Genomic DNA, 18,997 nt, shown 5'->3' on the forward strand with positions numbered 1-18,997 from the left:
GTTGGGGATTTTCTATGTTATGATAGGAATATATGTTCGAGGAGGGATAGTTTGCTTTCTATTGCAAGAATCAGTAAAGGCAAGGGGCCTTTTTATCAGATCGATCTATCAGATGGCGAAACACTACAAGTATCAGAAGATATTTTAGTACGCTATCGTTTATTAAAAGGACAAGAATTGACAGAAGATAAATTAGCTGAAATCAAAAAAAGTACAGGTTATGATTTTGGTTTACAACAAGCATTAAATTATTTGAGTTACCAATTACGAACGGAAAAAGAAATTCGGATCTATTTAAAAGATAAAGAGATCGGACAAGAAGACCGTCATAAAATCGTTGAAAAACTAAAAGAATTAGGTCTTGTTGACGATTTGACGTTTGGTGAAAGTTACGTCCGAACGAATATGCGTTTGAGTGACAAGGGACCAAAAAAATTAGCACAACAAATGCAACAAAAAGGGCTATCACCAGAAGTGATCGAGCAGTCTTTAAGCCAGTACCCATTTGAAGAGCAAGTAGAAAATGCACGGCAAACAGCGGAAAAGACTTACGAAAAAAATCGTGCCAAAAGTCAAAAGGATCTATTACGGAATATCCAACAGAAATTGATGACAAAAGGATTTACCAATGATGTGATCCAAGAAGCGATGCAAACCTTACCTCAAGAAACTGATCCAGAAGTTGAATATGAGCTTTTAGTACAACAAGGAGAGAAGATCTGGCGTAAGAATAGTCGCTTTGAACCTCAAAAGAGAAAGATGAAAGTAAAGCAGAGTCTCTATCAAAAAGGCTTTGATTTTGAGATGATCCAGCGCTTTATTTTAGAAAAGGAAGAAGAAGCAAGTGAGTAGAGAATGGGAAAACTGGTCCTTAGAAAAAACAAAAGAATTTCAAGAACGTTTTATTGAATGGTATGAGCTTGAAAAGAGAAATCTCCCTTGGCGTTACAATCAAGACCCTTATCGTATTTGGATATCAGAAATCATGTTGCAACAAACCAGAGTCGATACAGTCATTGATTATTTTTATCGCTTTATGGAGTGGTTCCCAACCATCGAAGCGTTGGCGCAAGCACCCGAAGAAAAACTGTTGAAAGCTTGGGAAGGCTTAGGTTACTACTCACGGGCCAGAAATATTCAAGCTGCTGCAAAACAAATCATGGAAGATTTTGACGGAAAGATGCCACGAACACCGGAAGAAATCAGTACATTAAAAGGGATCGGTCCTTATACGACAGGGGCAATCGCAAGTATTGCTTTTGGGCTACCTGAACCAGCGATCGATGGAAATGTCATGCGTGTGGTTAGTCGGCTGTTCTGTATTGAAGAAGATATTGCGAAAGCATCGAGTCGCAAAGTGTTTGATCAAGCCATGCGGAAAATCATTGACGAAGAGCATCCGGGTGAGTTCAATCAAGCATTGATGGATCTTGGCTCAGCAATCTGCACGCCGACCTCGCCTAAATGTGAGGAATGCCCAATCCAAGCATTTTGTTTAGCAAAAGAAAAAGGGATCCAAACCGCCTATCCTGTCAAAACAAAAAAAGCAAAGCCGCGAGATGTTTATTATGTTTGTGCAGCGATTGAAAACGCAGAAGGTGCATTTTATTTTGAACAACGAGATCAACAAAAATTACTGGCTGATATGTGGACATTTCCGATGGTAGAAGTAACGAAAGAGGTATACGAAAAACTAGAAGCAGACTGGCAACCTAAGAACGAAATCAGTTTGTTCGATGAGGTTTTAGTCGCTGAAGAAGGTGCTTCAGTATTGCCTTTTGCTCATGCGGACAAAATCGTATGGCAAAAAAGGCATCTAGGGGAAGTGACGCATATCTTCAGTCATTTGAAATGGCATGTTTTATTGTTTTATGGTCGGTTGCCTAAGACTGAAAAAGACCTATCTGAGACTGGCAAACAGACGCAGTGGCTGATACCAGAAGCATTTGAACAAGTGGTTTTCCCAAAAGTACAAATGAAGCTAGTCGAGCAGTTGGATAAAAATCGAAACAATAGTAATCCTTTCTAGGCAAAGATGATTTTTATTGCTATAATAATTACGATGTCGGTGTAATGAACACCCCAACACAAAGCACAAAATGTTGCTAAGGAAGGATTGCGATGGGAGTTCCAAAAGAAGGAGAGTTTGTAACGATCCAAAGTTATAAACACGACGGCAAATTGCATCGAACGTGGCGCGATACCATGGTATTGAAAACAAGCGAACATTCAATGATCGGTGTCAATGATCATACTCTTGTAACAGAGTCTGATGGACGACGTTGGGTGACGCGAGAACCAGCGATTGTATACTTTCACAAAAAATACTGGTTCAATGTAATAGCAATGATCAGAGAAAAGGGGGTTTCCTATTATTGTAATCTGGCTTCACCTTTTTTATTAGATGATGAAGCATTAAAATATATTGATTATGACTTAGATATCAAGGTTTTTCCTGATGGCGAGAAGCGCTTGTTAGATGTCGATGAATATGAAATGCACAGTCAAATGATGAATTATCCAAGTGATATTGACTTCATTTTAAAAGAAAACGTGAAGATTTTGGTTGACTGGATCAATAATGGAGATGGCCCATTCTCAGAAGGCTATATTGATATTTGGTATGACCGTTACAAGCAATTGTCGCAAAAGTAAACGAAAACAGTAAGTAAGTGAAGGAATCTTCATCTTGCTTACTGTTTTTACTTGGATGCTTCACAAGTTTTTTTTCATGTTGAGATGTTGGATGCCCGCATCTTCGAAGACTTCACCGTAGGCTTGATAATCAAGCTTCTCGTAAAAAGGAATAGCAGTCAGTTGAGCGCCTAATTTTATCGTATCAAATCCTTGTTTTTTAGCAAAAGCCTCTGCTTCTCTTAGCAAGACTTGCCCCAAACCTTGTTGACGGTATTCAGCAAGGATTGCCATACGTTGGACTTTTATCTGGCCATTTTCGAGTGGCAGTAAACGAACAGTACCCTGCGCCTCCTGTGCATCTGTATAAAGGACGAAATGGATACAATGCGCTTCATCCTGATCGATTTCTCTCTCAAAGGAAACACCTTGCTCGACAACGAAGACTTGGTTTCTGATACGTACAGCATCGAGATAGATCGGACTCATCGTATCTTTTGTATGAACTACTTTCATCAAACAGCCACCTTTCTTTTCAGTAGTATACTGTAAAGTGATCGGAATGGAAAGTGCATAAAATAAAATCAAAAATAACAGATTTTTTCAAAAGAATGTTATATACTATCATAAAAAAGGAAAGAAGTGAATTATTTGTTCGATAAGTTAAAACAATCAAAGTTGATGTTCTGGTCATTTGAATTGCTGATTTTAGCAACATTGATCTTAGTCTCCTCGAAAATCAGCTTTGTCTTCCAACCAATCGGGACATTCTTCTCCACATTATTTGCACCAGTTTTGATTGCTGGTTTTTTATATTATATTTTGAATCCAATCGTTGGATTATTGATGAAAACAAAAATGAAACGGATCTGGGCAGTAGCAATTGTACTGTTATTGTTAGTTGCCGCTCTGGTCTGGATCTTGTTAAGTGTCATCCCAAGTTTAGTCCAACAAATATCTTCCTTGGCCTCTAACACGCCGAACTTTATTCGCCAAGTAGAGACTTGGTTAGCAGAAGTTGCACAATGGTCCGTATTCAAAGATGTCGATATCAATAAATATTTTGAACAACTGGATATTTCATATGGCACGATCATCCAACAATTTCTGAGTGGCTTATCTAATAGCTTAGGTTCGATCGTTGGAACGATTGCTTCAGCGACCATCGTTATTATTACCGCGCCGTTTATCTTGTTTTACATGTTGAAAGATGGCGAAAAACTTGTACCGAACATCAAACGTTTCTTTCCAGAAAAACGAAGAGAACAAATCGTCGAGTTGTTAGGACAGTTGAATAAAACGTTAGCTAATTATATTAGTGGCCAAGCAATCGAATGCTTATTCGTTGGTACATTCACCTTTCTAGGTTACTTTGCTCTAGGCGTAGACTATGCCTTCCTTTTCGGAGTAATTGCTGGATTGACCAACCTCATTCCTTATTTAGGCCCATATTTAGGTTTAGCTCCTGCCTTTTTAGTGACAGTATTCAATGATCCATTCAAAGCATTGCTATGTTGTGTAGTCGTTTTGATCGTTCAGCAACTAGATGGAAATATCATTTATCCGAATGTCATTGGTAAATCATTGAAGATCCATCCACTAACGATCATTATCGTTTTACTTGTTGCGGGAAACATTGCCGGTTTACTAGGGATTTTTCTAGGTGTACCTTTTTATGCGATCTGCAAAACAATCATTTCTTATGTCGTCAAGATCGTAAAAGAAGATAAACAAAACGAGAACAAGAAAAAAATCGCGACGACTCTTGAATCTTAATGATCGAATGGCTATTTTTATTGCAAAGAAAATCGCTTTATGATACCATTTTAACGTGGCTACCTTTAGCCACGTTTTTTTCTTTAAAAAAATAAAAATTTAAATGAATAAGGAGAGAATGCGATTATGAATGCTGACCCTGAGAGTCAGTCGCTGTTAGCGCAAATTTTATTATTGATCATTTTGACATTGATCAATGCTTTTTTAGCAGCTTCCGAAATTGCAGTTGTATCGATCAATAAAAATCGGATCGAACAAAAAGCGGAAGAAGGAGATGTTAAATCTAAAAAGCTTTTAAAAATATTGCAGAACCCAAATAACTTCCTATCAACTATCCAAGTAGGAATCACTTTGGTCAATATTTTATCTGGTGCATCTTTAGCTAATACTTTATCCGTAAGATTAGCCCCACTACTAGGTGGCGGTGCCGCAGCAAGAAGTATTGCAAATATTATCGTACTGGCTATTTTGACCTATGTTTCGATTGTTTTTGGAGAATTATACCCGAAAAGGATCGCTTTGAATAAATCAGAAGAGGTAGCGAATTTTACCTCAGGTATGATCCGAATGATCGGTGTCGTAGCGAAACCTTTCGTGTGGCTGTTATCTGCATCTACCAGCTTGCTGGCACGGATAACACCAATGACTTTTGACGATGAAGATTCAAAGATGACCCGCGACGAAATGCGGTATATGCTTGAAAACGAAGGGGTATTGAACAACGAAGAGTTGGAAATGCTTCAAGGTGTCTTTTCCTTAGACACAAAAGTTGCAAGGGAAGTAATGGTTCCTCGAACAGATGCTTTTATGATCGACATTAATGACTCCATTGAAGAAAATGTCAACGAAGTACTATCGGAGAATTACTCAAGGATTCCTGTTTATAATGAAGACAAAGATAAAGTTGTCGGAATCCTTCATACGAAAAATTTATTAAAAGCTGCCCATAAATTTGGGTTCGAAAACTTAGAGATCAAAAAAATCATGCAGGAACCACTTTTTGTTCCAGAAACGATTTTTATTGATGATCTATTGTATGAAATGAAAAAAACACAAAACCAAATGGCGATCCTATTAGATGAATATGGCGGAGTCGTAGGTTTAGTGACCTTGGAAGATCTACTTGAAGAAATCGTTGGAGAAATCGATGATGAATCAGATGAAGTAGAAAATCTCTACGAACAAGTCGGTGACTATGAATACATCATTCAAGGTCGAATGCTGATCGATGAATTCAATGAGGCGTTTGAAAGTAATCTCCACATGAGTGATGTGGATACGATGGCCGGCTACTTGATCACAGCTTTAGGCATGATTCCCGATGAAGGAGAAAAACTTTCATTTGATGTTGAAAACATTACCTTGATTTCTGAAGAAATGGAAGGTTCTAGAGTACTCAAAATTCGTGTGATCTTCCATGATCCAGAAGAAATAGAAGCTGAGCCTGAAGAAGAACGTCGCTATTTCAAAAAAGATTTTGAAGACGACGAACCACGAAGATAAAGCACCTTCGATGATCTTTTAACGAAACGAAGAGCGGATATATTACTTGCTTTCTGAAGTGATGTATCTGTTCTTTTTTTGGAGATATCAAATGAAAAGAAAAAGTAAAACTGTTTCGCTTACTTTTTCAAATTGAATATCCATGCTATACTATTTGAGTTGAAGAAAAGGATAGAGGAACTATCGAATAGTCGAAGGGGTTCTCTTTTATGAAGCAATAGACAAATGAAGAATGGAGTAAATTTATGAACAATCCAGAATTAAAACAGCAAGTGGACAATCGACGCACATTTGCGATCATTTCCCATCCGGATGCGGGAAAAACAACGATCACCGAACAACTGCTTTTATTCGGTGGTGCGATTCGCCAAGCAGGAACGGTCAAAGGAAAGAAAACAGGTAATTTTGCAAAATCTGACTGGATGGAAATCGAAAAACAACGTGGGATTTCTGTTACCAGTTCAGTGATGCAATTTGATTATCACGGAAAAAGAGTCAATATTCTAGACACCCCTGGGCATGAGGACTTTTCAGAAGATACGTATCGTACGTTGATGGCGGTCGATAGTGCGGTCATGGTCATCGATAGCGCAAAAGGGATTGAAGCGCAAACGAAAAAACTTTTCCAAGTAGTCAAAAGAAGAGGAATTCCTATTTTCACCTTCATCAATAAGTTGGACCGAGATGGTCGAGAACCGCTTGATCTATTAGAAGAATTAGAAGAGTTATTAGATATCGAATCTTGCCCAATGAATTGGCCGATCGGTATGGGGAAAGGATTGGAAGGATTATACGATATCCATCATAACCGAGTAGAATTTTATCGTCCTGAGAATTATCAAGATGAACGCTTGGCTCAATTAGATGAAGAGGGTCACTTACCGGAGGATCATCCACTAAGAAATAATTCATTGTACGAGCAAGTATTAGAAGAAGTAGAGCTGTTAAAAGAAGCCGGAGATTCCTTTAATGAAGAAAAAATTGCACGTGGGGAGCAGACGCCAGTATTTTTCGGTTCAGCTTTAACTAATTTTGGTGTTCAGACATTTTTAGAAACATTCGCTGATTTGGCGCCATCTCCTTATGGACATAAAACACGTGAAGAGCAAGTAGTCAGCCCGTATGAACAAGAGTTTTCTGGTTTTGTCTTTAAGATCCAAGCCAATATGAATCCAGCTCACCGAGATCGTATTGCATTTGTACGAATCTGTTCAGGTACATTTGAACGTGGAATGGACGTTTCATTAGAGCGGACGAACAAAAAATTGAAATTGAGTAATGTCACGCAGTTTATGGCAGATGCCAGAGAAAACGTTGAAAATGCTGTGGCAGGAGATATCATTGGTGTGTATGACACTGGAAATTATCAAATCGGTGACACATTATATGAAGGAAAACTAAAAGTAGCTTATGAAGAGTTACCTTCATTTACCCCTGAGCTTTTCATGAAAGTAACGGCCAAAAATGTGATGAAACAAAAATCATTCCACAAAGGAATCAATCAATTGGTACAAGAAGGTGCCATCCAATTATATAAAACCTATGTGACCGAAGAATACATCATCGGGGCAGTTGGACAATTGCAATTTGAAGTTTTCCAATATCGGATGTTGAACGAATACAATGCAGAAGTGATCATGTCGCCGATGGGGAACAAGATTGCCCGTTGGATCGAACCGGAAGATCTGGATGAGAAAATGAGTTCAAGCCGTAATATCTTAGCGAGAGATCGCTTTGATCAACCGCTATTCTTATTTGAGAATCAGTTTGCAGAGCGTTGGTTTGCTGACAAATATCCAAACGTAAAATTAAAAAGTTTGATGTAATCAGTGATTCCCATTAACTGTACAGTTGTTTCCTTTTAAAATAAAAACTTAAAAATATTCATTTAGTATATAAATTAAAACGAACACACGACGATTCATATTTTCAGTGAATTGTCGTGTGTTTTTGTTGGATTTTAACGTTTTTTTGTTTATTTTGAAAAAATCAATTAAAAACAAATAAAAAAATAGATTAGAATATTTTTGCGTACATATATATAAAATAAGCAAAGAAAGTAGGGATCAAATGGAAACAGAAATCGAAAAAAAACAGCGTATTGAAAGAAAAAAAGCAAAAATGCGTCGAGTATGTCAAATGTTGGATATTGAGAACTGGGAAAAAAATGAACGGATCGTCAATGAAATCCGCTCGATCATCCAAGCGGATCGACCTGTAAAGGGGAGGGAAGTTGGAAATAGTAAAAAGAAAAAAAGGGAATGCCAAGTGCCTTCGACAAAACCCTTTTGATTCATGATTTATTTTTTTCTACATAGCAATTGGTGCATTTAAATTTCTTTTTGGAATAGAGATTTCTACTAAGCCCGGTAACTCGATCACTTTGATGTCTTCAGGATGGTACAAAGCGTCATGGATTTTTTTTAAGAAGTAGTGTTGGATTTCTTCAATTTCCTTTGGTTGGATATTGCGGTTTTCATTCATCAGGACGATTTCATTGTGCTCAGGAGCTTCTGTGTAAATAACAGTTGTATTTCCTGCGGTATACACCTTGACCATATGTGCATCTGTATTTTCTAATTGGTTCAAAACTAATCGTGAATGGCTGTTTGTTACATTAACTAGTTTCATGGCGCTCACCTCTCTTATGTATTTAAGAAATAACTTATATTAAGTATAATTTTTTTTTAGTAAAATGAACAGCATTTTGTCTTCTTAAAAATAAACGAATAAGAAAAAAATTGTTACTTTCTTTTCCAAAAATAAAATCAAAAGCGGAGAGTGGCAAACTCTCCGCTCCATTTTTTCTACCATTTGAGTGTGAAATTATTCTGTCGGTTCATTGTTTGCTTCTTTGACTAAACGTTCAGGTTTAGAAGTAATGACGATTTTGTCGTCTTTATCTAATTTTGCTTTAAGATCTGAGATCGTTGGATGATCAAGATAGAATTCGGCAATGCCGTCTTCGATTTGTTCTTGGATCGTCCGACGTAATGGTCGGGCACCCATTGCTGGATCGTAACCAAGATCAACCAGCTTTTCTTTGACATTTGTAGGAACGTCCACATGTAATTGTTGAGCCGCCAATAGTTGGTTGACATCATCAAGCATAAGAGTCACGATCATCATCAAGTTTTCTTTTGATAAAGCACTGAACTCAATGATTCCATCAAAACGATTCAAGAATTCTGGTGTGAAGTAGTTGTTCAATTGATTCAAGACAGAACGAGTCACACCTTCACGAGCAGCACCAAAGCCAACATTGGCTTCTACTTTTCCAGTTCCTGCATTACTTGTCATGATGATGATTGTATCTTTGAAGCTGACCGTACGACCTTGCGCATCGGTTAAACGTCCATCATCTAAGATTTGTAGGAACATGTGCAAGACATCTGGATGTGCTTTTTCTACTTCATCAAGCAGAACCAAACTATACGGATTTCGACGTACTTTTTCAGTCAATTGACCAGCTTCTTCATAGCCGACATAGCCTGGAGGGGAACCAATCAATTTTGCGACACTGTGTTTTTCCATGTATTCTGACATATCGAAACGGATCATCGATTCTTCAGATCCAAATAATTCATAGGCTAGTTGCTTCGCTAATTCTGTTTTACCAACACCAGTAGGACCAACAAATAAGAAAGAACCAATTGGACGGTTTTTCTTGCTTAAACCAACTCGATTACGACGAATGGCTTTGGCTACCCGATCAACCGCATCGTTTTGCCCGATCACATGTTTTTTCAAGTCGTCCGCTAAGTTTTTCAATTGAGTTTGTTCTTTTTCTTTCAGTTCACCAACTGGGATGCCTGTACGTTGTTCAACGATTTTTTCCATATCCTTTTCAGAGATTACTGGGATTTCTTCTTCTGAAAGTTGGCGTTCTTGCATTTTTTTCAATTTATTGATTTGATCGCGATAATAAGCTGCTTTTTCGAAATCTTCTTCTTTAGAAGCCAACAACTTTTGTTCTTCCGCTTCTTCCAATTTCTTTTCGATCATTTTTGGATCAACGATTTGGATCGTTAAATTTTTCTTAGATCCTGTTTCATCCAGTAAATCAATGGCTTTATCCGGTAAAAAACGATCTTGGATATAGCGATTGGACAATCTAGCCGCAGCTTCGATCGCAGCATCTGTGTATTTGACATGATGGTAGTCTTCATAGCGCTTTTGCAATCCTTTTAAAATACTGATCGTTTCATCTACAGAAGGTTCATCGACACGAACAGGTTGCATGCGGCGCTCTAACGCAGCATCTTTTTCAATGATCCGGTATTCATTCAATGTCGTTGCTCCAACCATTTGTAATTCACCACGAGCTAACGCAGGTTTTAATATGTTTCCGGCATCCATGTTACCATCACCAGCTGAACCAGCCCCAACGATTTCATGAACTTCATCTATAAATAAAATAACGTTTTCTGCTTGTCTGATTTCTTCGATCAGTTTTTGCATCCGTTCTTCAAATTGTCCTCTGATTCCTGTGCCTTGGACAAGTGAAACAACATCTAAGCGAATCACTTCTTTATCTAGTAATTTTTGTGGTACATCGCCATCAACGATTTTTTGAGCGAGTCCTTCAACCACAGCCGTTTTACCGACACCTGGTTCTCCGATCAATACAGGGTTGTTCTTTGTGCGGCGATTCAAGATTTCGATCACGCGCTTGATTTCATCATCTCGACCGATGACTGGATCGATTTCACCTTGGCGTGCTTCTTCTGTAATATTGATACCGTATTCGCCTAAAAGACCATCTGAAGCGAGTCCTTGTGGTGGTTGTCCACCATTGAAGTTGTTGTTCCCACCAAATTGAGTAGGGGGTGTTTGTTCGTAATTTCCTTGTTGTTGCATTTGACGAGACATCGAACGAAACAGATCGTCCAGACTACCAAAGCCAAATGGATCATTTTGGGCCATACTTGTTAGACCTCCATTTTGCTGATTTTTAATTTTTTGGTAACAGCTCTGACAATAGTCAAGTTGTGTACGTTGGCCATTGACAGTCGCATACAAGTGAATCGTTGCTTCATTTTTTCCACAGTTTTGACAAAGCATAAAACATTCACGTCCTTTCAAACATTGGTCATTAAGTCTATTTTACATCGCGCCTATCTTTGGGTAAAAGAATAACACTCGATCAACAAAACTTGTAAAAGTCATACCTCGTTGACCATTACTGACCATTTAATTTTATTATACTAATTTTTTGAATTGACGCAAGCAATTGATTCTTTTGTTCAGACAATGTGACAAAACATTTGGGTAAGAACCTTAAGTTGTCGACAAATTTGTAGGGGATAAAGCTGAAATTTCATGAATCGTTCAATTACTCGACAAACATGATTGGTCAATCGATTTATAAGATATAAAAAAACATGGAATTTATTAAAACAGGAATAATCATCACTATGCATGAAACAGTTCTACAGAATAGTTTATTGGATTTTCTCTCAATTTAAATGAAAACTGTTGTATCTAAGGAAAAAAAATGGTAATCTTTACAGATGAAAGGGTTCATCTGATTAGTTCTATCATGGATTGCTAAAAAAGAAAACCCTCACATAAAAACAACACTCACTTAAAGGAGACCGATTAATATGGAAAAGAAAGAATTTCACGTAGTAGCAGAAACTGGGATCCACGCACGTCCAGCTACACTATTAGTACAAACAGCAAGCAAATTTAACTCTGATGTAAACTTAGAGTATAAAGGTAAATCAGTAAACTTAAAATCTATCATGGGCGTTATGTCTTTAGGTGTAGGTCAAGGTTCTGACGTTACTATCACTGCTGAAGGTGCTGACGAAGCTGACGCTATGGCAGCTATCGTTGAAACAATGAAGAAAGAAGGCTTATCTGAATAATGGTTGAAATGCTAAAAGGGATCGCCGCTAGTGACGGAGTAGCCGTTGCAAAAGCTTACCTGCTAGTTCAACCGGATTTATCATTCAGTAAGACGACAGTTGAGGATACTTCAGCTGAAGAAGCTCGCTTAGATGATGCTTTAGCAAAATCAACTGAAGAATTACAACAAATTCGTGAAAAAGCAGCGCAAAGCTTAGGTGAAGCAGAAGCGCAAGTATTTGACGCACATTTAATGGTTCTTTCAGATCCTGAAATGATAGGTCAAATCAAACAAAACATCAAAGATAACAGTGTAAATGCTGAATCAGCTCTTAAAGAAGTAACGGATATGTATATCGGTATGTTCGAAGCAATGGAAGATAATGCTTACATGCAAGAACGTGCAGCAGATATTCGTGACGTTGCAAAACGTATTTTAGCACATCTATTAGGTGTGACTTTACCAAACCCTTCAATGATCAATGAAGAAGTTGTTGTCGTGGCGCATGATTTGACGCCAAGTGACACTGCTCAATTAGATCGTAACTTCGTAAAAGCTTTTGTAACAGATATCGGTGGACGTACATCGCATTCTGCAATCATGGCTCGTTCTCTTGAAATTCCAGCAATCGTTGGAACAAAAGAAATCACTGCGAAGGTCAAAGAAGGCGTAATGTTAGCTGTTAATGGGATCGAAGGCGATGTAGTCATTGAACCAACAGCAGAACAAAAAGCCGAATTTGAAAAAATCGGCGCAGATTATGCTGCACAAAAAGCAGAATGGGAAAAACTGAAACATGCTGAGACAGTGACTGCCGATGGCAAACACTTTGAATTAGCAGCCAACATTGGTACACCTAAAGATTTAGTTGGTGTACACAACAATGGTGGTGAAGCAGTTGGACTTTATCGTACTGAATTCCTTTATATGGATTCACCAGATTTTCCTACTGAAGAAGACCAATACGTTGCTTACAAAGCAGTATTGGAAGGAATGGAAGGAAAACCTGTCGTTGTTCGTACAATGGATATCGGTGGAGATAAAGAATTACCATACTTGCAATTGCCGCATGAAATGAATCCTTTCTTAGGATACCGTGCATTACGTATTAGCTTGTCAGAACAAGGTGACGATATGTTCCGTACGCAAATGCGTGCGTTATTACGTGCCTCTGTACATGGAAACTTGCGTATCATGTTCCCAATGGTTGCTACACTAAAAGAATTCCGTGGTGCAAAAGCAATCTTTGAAGAAGAAAAACAAAAATTAGTAAATGAAGGCATTGAAGTCTCTGATTCGATCCAAGTAGGGATTATGATCGAGATTCCAGCTGCAGCCGTTATTGCGGACAAATTTGCTAAAGAAGTAGACTTCTTCTCAGTAGGAACAAACGACTTGATCCAATACACAATGGCAGCTGACCGTATGAACGAACGTGTTTCTTACTTGTACCAACCATACAACCCATCAATTCTACGTTTGATCAAAAACGTCATTGATGCAGCACATGCTGAAGGTAAATGGGCTGGTATGTGTGGAGAAATGGCCGGCGATCAAATGGCTGTTCCTTTACTAGTAGGTATGGGATTAGATGAGTTCTCAATGAGTGCAACATCGATCTTAAAAACACGTAGCTTGATGAAACGTTTAGATACAAGCAAAATGGCTGAACTAGCGGATCGTGCCCTAAACGAGTGCGACACAATGGAAGAAGTCGTAGAACTTGTGAATGAATATCTAGCTTGATTTTTGGAACAGGCACAGTATTTTGCTGTGCCTGTTTTTTTGTCTTCTTGCAATAATAAATAAAATTCTGTCCAAACTTACAAGTTTGTTGGGAAAAAATCGGACTTAAGGTTGAGTGACAGCTTTCACGCTGTGTTATAATATAAGAGTGAGGGGGAACGTAGATGAAGGTATTATTATATTTTGAAAGTGAGAAGATACTTTCTAAGTCCGGCATTGGTCGTGCACTTGATCATCAAAAGCGTGCGCTTAAAGATGTAGGGATCTCCTATACTTTAGATAGTAAGGAAGACTATGATATTTTGCACATCAATACATATGGTATCAATAGTCATAACATGGTCAACAAAGCGCGTAAAAACGGTAAAAAAATTATTTATCATGCGCATTCAACGGAGGAAGATTTTCGAAATTCCTTTATCGGTTCGAATCAATTAGCACCATTTGTAAAAAAATATTTAGTCGGATTGTATGAAAAGGCAGATTACTTGATTACACCAACCCCATATTCAAAAAAATTATTGCAAAGTTATGGCATTGATTTACCTATTCAATCGATTTCCAATGGGATCGATTTGGAAAAGTACCAACCAGACTCTGTCAAAGAACAAAAATTCAGGGAGTATTTCAATCTTTCACCTGATCAAAAAGTGATTATTTGTGTAGGACTGTTCTTTGCAAGAAAAGGAATCATTGATTTTGTTGAAATAGCCAAACAATTACCGGAATATACATTCATCTGGTTTGGTCATGTGCCGATGTATTCGATCCCAAGTAATATCCGAAAAATCGTGAAGGAAGATCATCCCGATAATGTCATTTTTCCAGGCTATATTCGAGGAGAGATCATCGAAGGAGCTTACTCAGGAGCGGATTTGTTCTTTTTCCCTTCTTATGAAGAAACGGAAGGTATTGTCGTACTGGAAGCTTTAGCAAGTAAACAAAATGTGTTAGTACGTGATATTCCAGTCTATGATGGTTGGCTTGAAGATCAAAAAAATTGTTATATGGGGCGAAACAATGAAGAGTTTTCACAACTCATTCAAAAAATCATTCAACATGAAGTACCTAGTTTAGTTGAATCTGGCTATCAAACGGCTGAAGAACGAAGTATCAAAAGAATTGGTGAAAAACTTCAATCCGTTTATCAACAAGTGCTAAAGGCATCCGATTCTTCAGATGAACAAATGCAAGAATCAAAATAAAGGTAGTTTGGAGGCGAAAAAAGATGAAAATCGGCTTTTTTACCGATACCTATTTTCCACAGGTAAGTGGTGTAGCTACATCGATCAAGACATTAAAAGAAGAACTCGAAAAAATGGGACATGACGTGTATATATTTACGACAACAGATCCCAATGCAGACAAGTTAGAAAAAGATGTAATTCGTATGCCAAGTGTTCCTTTTGTATCATTTAAAGAACGTCGAGTAGTGGTACGAGGAATGTGGTACGCCTATTTAGTGGCAAAAGAATTAGAGTTAGATCTTATCCATACGCACACTGAGTTTGGAGCGGGTGTTCTTGGCAAGATGGTCGCAAAAAAATTAAAGATCCCATCGATTCATACGTATCACACGATGTATGAAGATTACCTGCATTATATTGCAAAAGGGAAAGTGATTCGACAATCCCATGTCAAATACTTATCTCGTCTATTTGTGAACCATACGACAGGTGTGGTTTGCCCAAGTGAGCGTGTGATCGAAACACTGCGAAGCTATGGGGTGACAGCGCCATTACGAGTGATACCAACAGGGATCGATATCGAAAAATTCAAACGTCCAGAAATTACACAAGAACAAATCAACGAATTACGTACCTCATTAGGAGTTAAAGAAAACGGCTTGATGATTTTATCTTTAAGTCGAATCTCTTACGAAAAAAATATCCAAGCGTTGATCCAAGGGTTTCCAGAAGTCATCAAACACTATCCAGATGCACGACTAGTCATAGTCGGAAACGGACCTTATGTTGAGCAACTAAAAGAACTGATCACGTCGCTGGATTTAGCTGATGCGGTTCAATTTACTGGGGAAGTCGATAACAATGACGTCGCGTTCTATTATCGTGCGGCTGATTATTTTGTGTGTGCTTCGACATCAGAAACACAAGGATTGACGTATACAGAAGCAATGGCGGCTGGTACACCATGTGTAGTTGAAGGAAATGATTATTTGAATCGTTTATTTGATCATGCTTCCCTTGGCCGAACATTTGAACGAGATGAAGACTTTGCACCTGCACTTATTGATTATATTGAAAGCAAAGTTGAAAAAGATCCAGAAGTTTTTGAAAAGAAACTTTACGAGATCTCAGCTACTCATTTTGGTCAATCAATGATCGAATTTTATGAAGATATGCTTGTGTATTACAAAGAAGAGATGCGTAAAAAAGAAGAAGAAGCATCCATCGAACGGATTAAAATTAAATTAAATTCTTTCAAAAGATAAAAAAACAGTGAATAATCCTAAAAAAATCCTTGTTTCTAGCGTATACTAGCATAGAAACAAGGATTTTATCGTTTAGGAGGGCAAAAGATGAAAATTGGTTTTATCGGTACAGGAGTTATGGGAAGCGCGATTGTTCGTCATTTACAAAAAGCTGGCCACGAACTGACTGTTTATAATCGTACGAAAGCAAAAGCTGCGCCACTTATGGAAGAAGGGGCAGTATGGGCAGATAGTCCACAAGAAGTAGCTGAGATGAGCCAAGTTATCTTTACAATGGTTGGCTATCCTCAAGATGTGGAAGAAATCTATTATGGTGAGAAAGGCATTTTCCAAGCAGCTATAAATGGAAAAACAGTCATAGATTTATCGACAAGTACGCCAACACTTGCTGAAAAAATTGCAGCAAGCGCACAAGAGCTTGGAGCGGATGCCTTAGATGCCCCTGTATCAGGAGGCGATCTAGGTGCAAAGAATGGCACCTTAACGATCATGGTGGGTGGAAAAGAGAATGTCTACGAGCAAGTATTACCACTATTTCGTGAGTTTGGAACAACATTTACATTACATGGTTCAGCTGGAAAAGGACAACATACAAAAATGGCAAACCAGATCATGATTGCCGGAACAATGACTGGTATGACAGAGATGCTTGTTTATGCACAGAAAGCTGACTTAGACTTAGAAAAAGTGATTGCCACGCTTTCAGGCGGTAGTGCGGCAAACTGGTCATTAAGTAATTATGCACCTCGTATTTTACAAGAGAACTATACACCAGGATTTTTTGTCAAACATTTTATCAAAGATTTGAAGATTGCTTTAGCCGAAGCAGAAAAAGTAGGGTTGGACTTACCAGCGACCAAAGAAGCCCGAAAGCTGTATGAGAAGTTAGCAGAAAAGGGTTTTGAGAACGATGGAACACAAGCATTGATCAAGCTTTGGTGGGAAGATGGCAGACAGCCGAAAAAAAAATCCTAAAAAACTAGTTTTTTTGGAGAAAATCAATGCAAGTCGACGATGCTTTTGATACAATATAACAGAACTAAGAAAAGGAGGACCTCCGATGGCACATTCACAATTAGTCGCAATCATTAAACGACTGGAGGCTATGGTCGAATCAGCAGACAATGAGCTGCAAGTTCGTCGTTTTGAAAAAGAGGGCGTAGAAAAATGCACCGTAACTTATGATAAAGCGACAGAAACATTTGAACTAACTGAAACAGACACACATCAACAATACGAATTCGACAATATCGATATCGTTGCGATGGAGATCTATGATTTGATTCAATAAGATTTCGAGCTAGCTAAAAGAGCCTGGGATTCAACCAATGCGTTGGATTCCAGACTCTTTTTTTGTTTCCTGTTCGTCTTTTGCCAGTTTACGTTGGTAGCTGATCAAGATTTGAACAGGATCGATTTCTTCTTGAGACAGTTGTCGCTTGAGTGACAACCTGTTGTCTTTTTCATAATAGAAATGAGGCGTTTGTCCAGGTTCTGTGATCGTTGTATCAGCCACTTGTCCGTAGGAAACCAAGAAATGCTTGATCTTGGTCTCATCGCTAGCTAACGGCATGCTCAATGTGATTCTCGGTGTTCGTAAAAATTTTTTTTGTTCTTGTATCCGACCAGTAAAGTACGTGATCAATTCGATATCTCGTTGCAGAATAGCCGCCTTCTCAAAATTAAGCTGGTTAACAAAATGTAATTGTCGTTTTTTTAAATAGCCTAACAATTTCTTGTTTCTTCCTTGCAATAGACCTTGGATCTCTTTCTTTTTTTGATCAAAGCTCAATGCCTTCATTTCAGGAAGTTGAACTTGTAACGCCAAATGACTGATTTCAGAAAGCCAAGGCATTTGATAGTTTTCTTCGATGATTCGAAGGATACTAGGCATTTTTTTATAAAGACGAAAAGGGCCATAAGTTCTTGCGGTAGGTATATTCGTGAGAAAAAGACCATCGGATTGAATATGTAAATAGTTATAGTTGTCAAAATAATTCATCCGACGATTGTAGATAGGACGATAGTGTTGGATCAATTGACACTCTAATAATAAGGCATCTAGTTCAGTATCAACGACAACGATCTCAAAATCTGCAATCGAACGAACTAAGCGCAAGACTTTTTTCGAGTGTTGTTTATTTTGATGAAAATACGTACTTACGCGATTTTTTAAATTTTTAGCTTTCCCCACATAAATAATTTTTCCATCGCTGTTTTTCATCAAGTAAACACCAGGTAATAAAGGCAGGTTTTTTACTTTCTCTTTTAAGTGCATAAGCGCTCCTCTAATTGAATTTGAACTAAAAAGATTATAACAGATTTAAAAAAATGAACAATAAAAGGGATTATATTTTATAAATAAATTATAGAGATACTTTGATAATCAAAATATTTTTTTATTCTTTTATTTTAATTTTTAGAGGTTGAAAGGTTGATATTAAAGCATTTTGTCATAAAATTAAAATTAAAAAAAATTAATAATGCAAAAAAATCTAGTTAAAAGGTTGCATTTTGAAAAAAGTTAAGATATAGTTTGAACATCAAAAGATTTGATAATCAAACTAATTTTAGTGGATGGTGGAACATGGAACCTGATTTTAATACAGTAAATGATTATCTCGTTAGTGTCTTCAATGATATTTTGACGATCGAAGAATCCGAATTAAAAAAGTCACAATTCAAAGATCTGTCGATTACAGAGATGCATACGATCGAGGCAATCGGTATGTACAAGAAAAAGACAACTTCAGAAGTAGCCAAAGAACTGTCGATTACTGTTGGGACCTTGACCACTGCTATCAACAAGTTAGTTAGGAAAGGCTACGTTGAGCGTATCCGTAGTGAAGACGACCGACGAGTGGTGAAGCTGGGGTTGACCAAAAAAGGTAAGTTACTTTACCGCGTGCATCAGCATTTCCATCGTGAAATGGTCAAAAACATTATGGATGGTATGGCTACCGACGAACAACAAGCTTTGCTGTCTGCATTGAAAAACTTGCATGATTTCTTGCGAGATTACAAGTGAGGAA

General features: G+C 37.8%; 18 protein-coding genes. 14 read left to right on the forward strand and 4 right to left on the reverse strand.

All coding sequences use genetic code 11. The annotated features are described in order from the left end of the window. The first annotated feature begins 51 nt into the window (after positions 1-51). From recX to ntdP, 3 genes are all read left to right on the forward strand, one after another. Positions 52-852 (forward strand): recombination regulator RecX, encoded by an 801-nt coding sequence (recX, locus tag IGJ95_RS04770; RefSeq protein ID WP_010735895.1) that lies wholly within the window; start codon positions 52-54, stop codon positions 850-852. Further along, positions 845-2,029 (forward strand): A/G-specific adenine glycosylase, encoded by a 1,185-nt coding sequence (gene mutY / locus IGJ95_RS04775; RefSeq protein ID WP_010735894.1) that lies wholly within the window; start codon positions 845-847, stop codon positions 2,027-2,029. The genes recX and mutY overlap by 8 nt, the downstream gene beginning before the upstream one ends. Before the next feature lie 92 nt (positions 2,030-2,121). Further along, a complete protein-coding gene (gene ntdP / locus IGJ95_RS04780; RefSeq protein ID WP_010735893.1) occupies positions 2,122-2,655 on the forward strand; it encodes a nucleoside tri-diphosphate phosphatase in 534 nt (177 codons plus the stop codon). A 60-nt stretch (positions 2,656-2,715) separates the two neighbouring features. Here the strand turns inward: ntdP and IGJ95_RS04785 are convergent, their stop codons facing one another. Beyond that, on the reverse strand, positions 2,716-3,150 hold the full coding sequence (locus IGJ95_RS04785) for a GNAT family N-acetyltransferase (protein ID WP_010735892.1): 435 nt from the start codon (positions 3,148-3,150) through the stop codon (positions 2,716-2,718). Between the two features lie 135 nt (positions 3,151-3,285). Here IGJ95_RS04785 and IGJ95_RS04790 point away from each other — a divergent pair, with 135 nt between their 5' ends. The 4 genes from IGJ95_RS04790 to IGJ95_RS04805 all read left to right on the forward strand — a co-directional run bounded on the left by IGJ95_RS04790 (position 3,286) and on the right by IGJ95_RS04805 (position 8,205). After that, entirely contained in the window at positions 3,286-4,410 is a 1,125-nt protein-coding gene (locus tag IGJ95_RS04790) for an AI-2E family transporter (protein WP_023519400.1), read from the forward strand. 126 nt (positions 4,411-4,536) lie between these two features. Next, positions 4,537-5,913 (forward strand): hemolysin family protein, encoded by a 1,377-nt coding sequence (locus IGJ95_RS04795; protein WP_010735890.1) that lies wholly within the window; start codon positions 4,537-4,539, stop codon positions 5,911-5,913. A gap of 245 nt (positions 5,914-6,158) precedes the next feature. Then, a complete protein-coding gene (locus tag IGJ95_RS04800; protein ID WP_438761511.1) occupies positions 6,159-7,739 on the forward strand; it encodes a peptide chain release factor 3 in 1,581 nt (526 codons plus the stop codon). Between the two features lie 244 nt (positions 7,740-7,983). Next, positions 7,984-8,205: a hypothetical protein gene (locus IGJ95_RS04805; protein ID WP_010735888.1), complete on the forward strand. Its 222-nt coding sequence runs from the start codon at positions 7,984-7,986 to the stop codon at positions 8,203-8,205. Positions 8,206-8,223: 18 nt separating this feature from the next. On the opposite strand, the gene IGJ95_RS04810 is transcribed toward IGJ95_RS04805, so the two are convergent. Both IGJ95_RS04810 and IGJ95_RS04815 read right to left on the reverse strand, forming a co-directional pair. Further along, a complete protein-coding gene (locus IGJ95_RS04810; protein ID WP_438761513.1) occupies positions 8,224-8,544 on the reverse strand; it encodes a DUF1827 family protein in 321 nt (106 codons plus the stop codon). A 195-nt stretch (positions 8,545-8,739) separates the two neighbouring features. Next, positions 8,740-10,977 (reverse strand): ATP-dependent Clp protease ATP-binding subunit, encoded by a 2,238-nt coding sequence (locus tag IGJ95_RS04815; RefSeq protein WP_137072107.1) that lies wholly within the window; start codon positions 10,975-10,977, stop codon positions 8,740-8,742. 542 nt (positions 10,978-11,519) lie between these two features. Here IGJ95_RS04815 and IGJ95_RS04820 point away from each other — a divergent pair. From IGJ95_RS04820 to IGJ95_RS04845, 6 genes are all read left to right on the forward strand, one after another. Continuing rightward, entirely contained in the window at positions 11,520-11,786 is a 267-nt protein-coding gene (locus IGJ95_RS04820) for a phosphocarrier protein HPr (protein WP_002287602.1), read from the forward strand. Continuing rightward, entirely contained in the window at positions 11,786-13,513 is a 1,728-nt protein-coding gene (gene ptsP / locus IGJ95_RS04825) for a phosphoenolpyruvate--protein phosphotransferase (RefSeq protein ID WP_019723966.1), read from the forward strand. Before IGJ95_RS04820 ends, ptsP begins: the two co-directional genes overlap by 1 nt. 164 nt (positions 13,514-13,677) lie before the next feature. After that, positions 13,678-14,718, forward strand: coding sequence for a glycosyltransferase family 4 protein (locus IGJ95_RS04830; RefSeq protein WP_010735884.1), 1,041 nt, complete (start codon positions 13,678-13,680; stop codon positions 14,716-14,718). Between the two features lie 23 nt (positions 14,719-14,741). After that, the gene (locus IGJ95_RS04835) at positions 14,742-15,965 is read left to right on the forward strand and encodes a glycosyltransferase family 4 protein (protein ID WP_010735883.1); all 1,224 of its coding nucleotides are present in this window, start codon (positions 14,742-14,744) and stop codon (positions 15,963-15,965) included. An 87-nt stretch (positions 15,966-16,052) separates the two neighbouring features. Further along, positions 16,053-16,940: an NAD(P)-dependent oxidoreductase gene (locus IGJ95_RS04840; RefSeq protein ID WP_023519406.1), complete on the forward strand. Its 888-nt coding sequence runs from the start codon at positions 16,053-16,055 to the stop codon at positions 16,938-16,940. Between the two features lie 85 nt (positions 16,941-17,025). Next, positions 17,026-17,256: a YkuJ family protein gene (locus tag IGJ95_RS04845; protein ID WP_010735881.1), complete on the forward strand. Its 231-nt coding sequence runs from the start codon at positions 17,026-17,028 to the stop codon at positions 17,254-17,256. A 30-nt stretch (positions 17,257-17,286) separates the two neighbouring features. Here the strand turns inward: IGJ95_RS04845 and IGJ95_RS04850 are convergent, their stop codons facing one another. After that, on the reverse strand, positions 17,287-18,243 hold the full coding sequence (locus IGJ95_RS04850; protein ID WP_010735880.1) for a GIY-YIG nuclease family protein: 957 nt from the start codon (positions 18,241-18,243) through the stop codon (positions 17,287-17,289). Positions 18,244-18,552: 309 nt separating this feature from the next. Between IGJ95_RS04850 and fabT the strand changes: the two genes are divergently transcribed. Continuing rightward, positions 18,553-18,993 carry a fatty acid biosynthesis transcriptional regulator FabT gene (gene fabT, locus IGJ95_RS04855; protein ID WP_010735879.1) on the forward strand — a complete coding sequence of 147 codons (441 nt, stop codon included), beginning with the start codon at positions 18,553-18,555 and terminating at the stop codon, positions 18,991-18,993. Positions 18,994-18,997 lie beyond the last annotated feature (4 nt).

Source organism: Enterococcus sp. AZ156, from assembly GCF_051714165.1.
GTDB classification, from domain to species: domain Bacteria; phylum Bacillota; class Bacilli; order Lactobacillales; family Enterococcaceae; genus Enterococcus_B; species Enterococcus_B pernyi.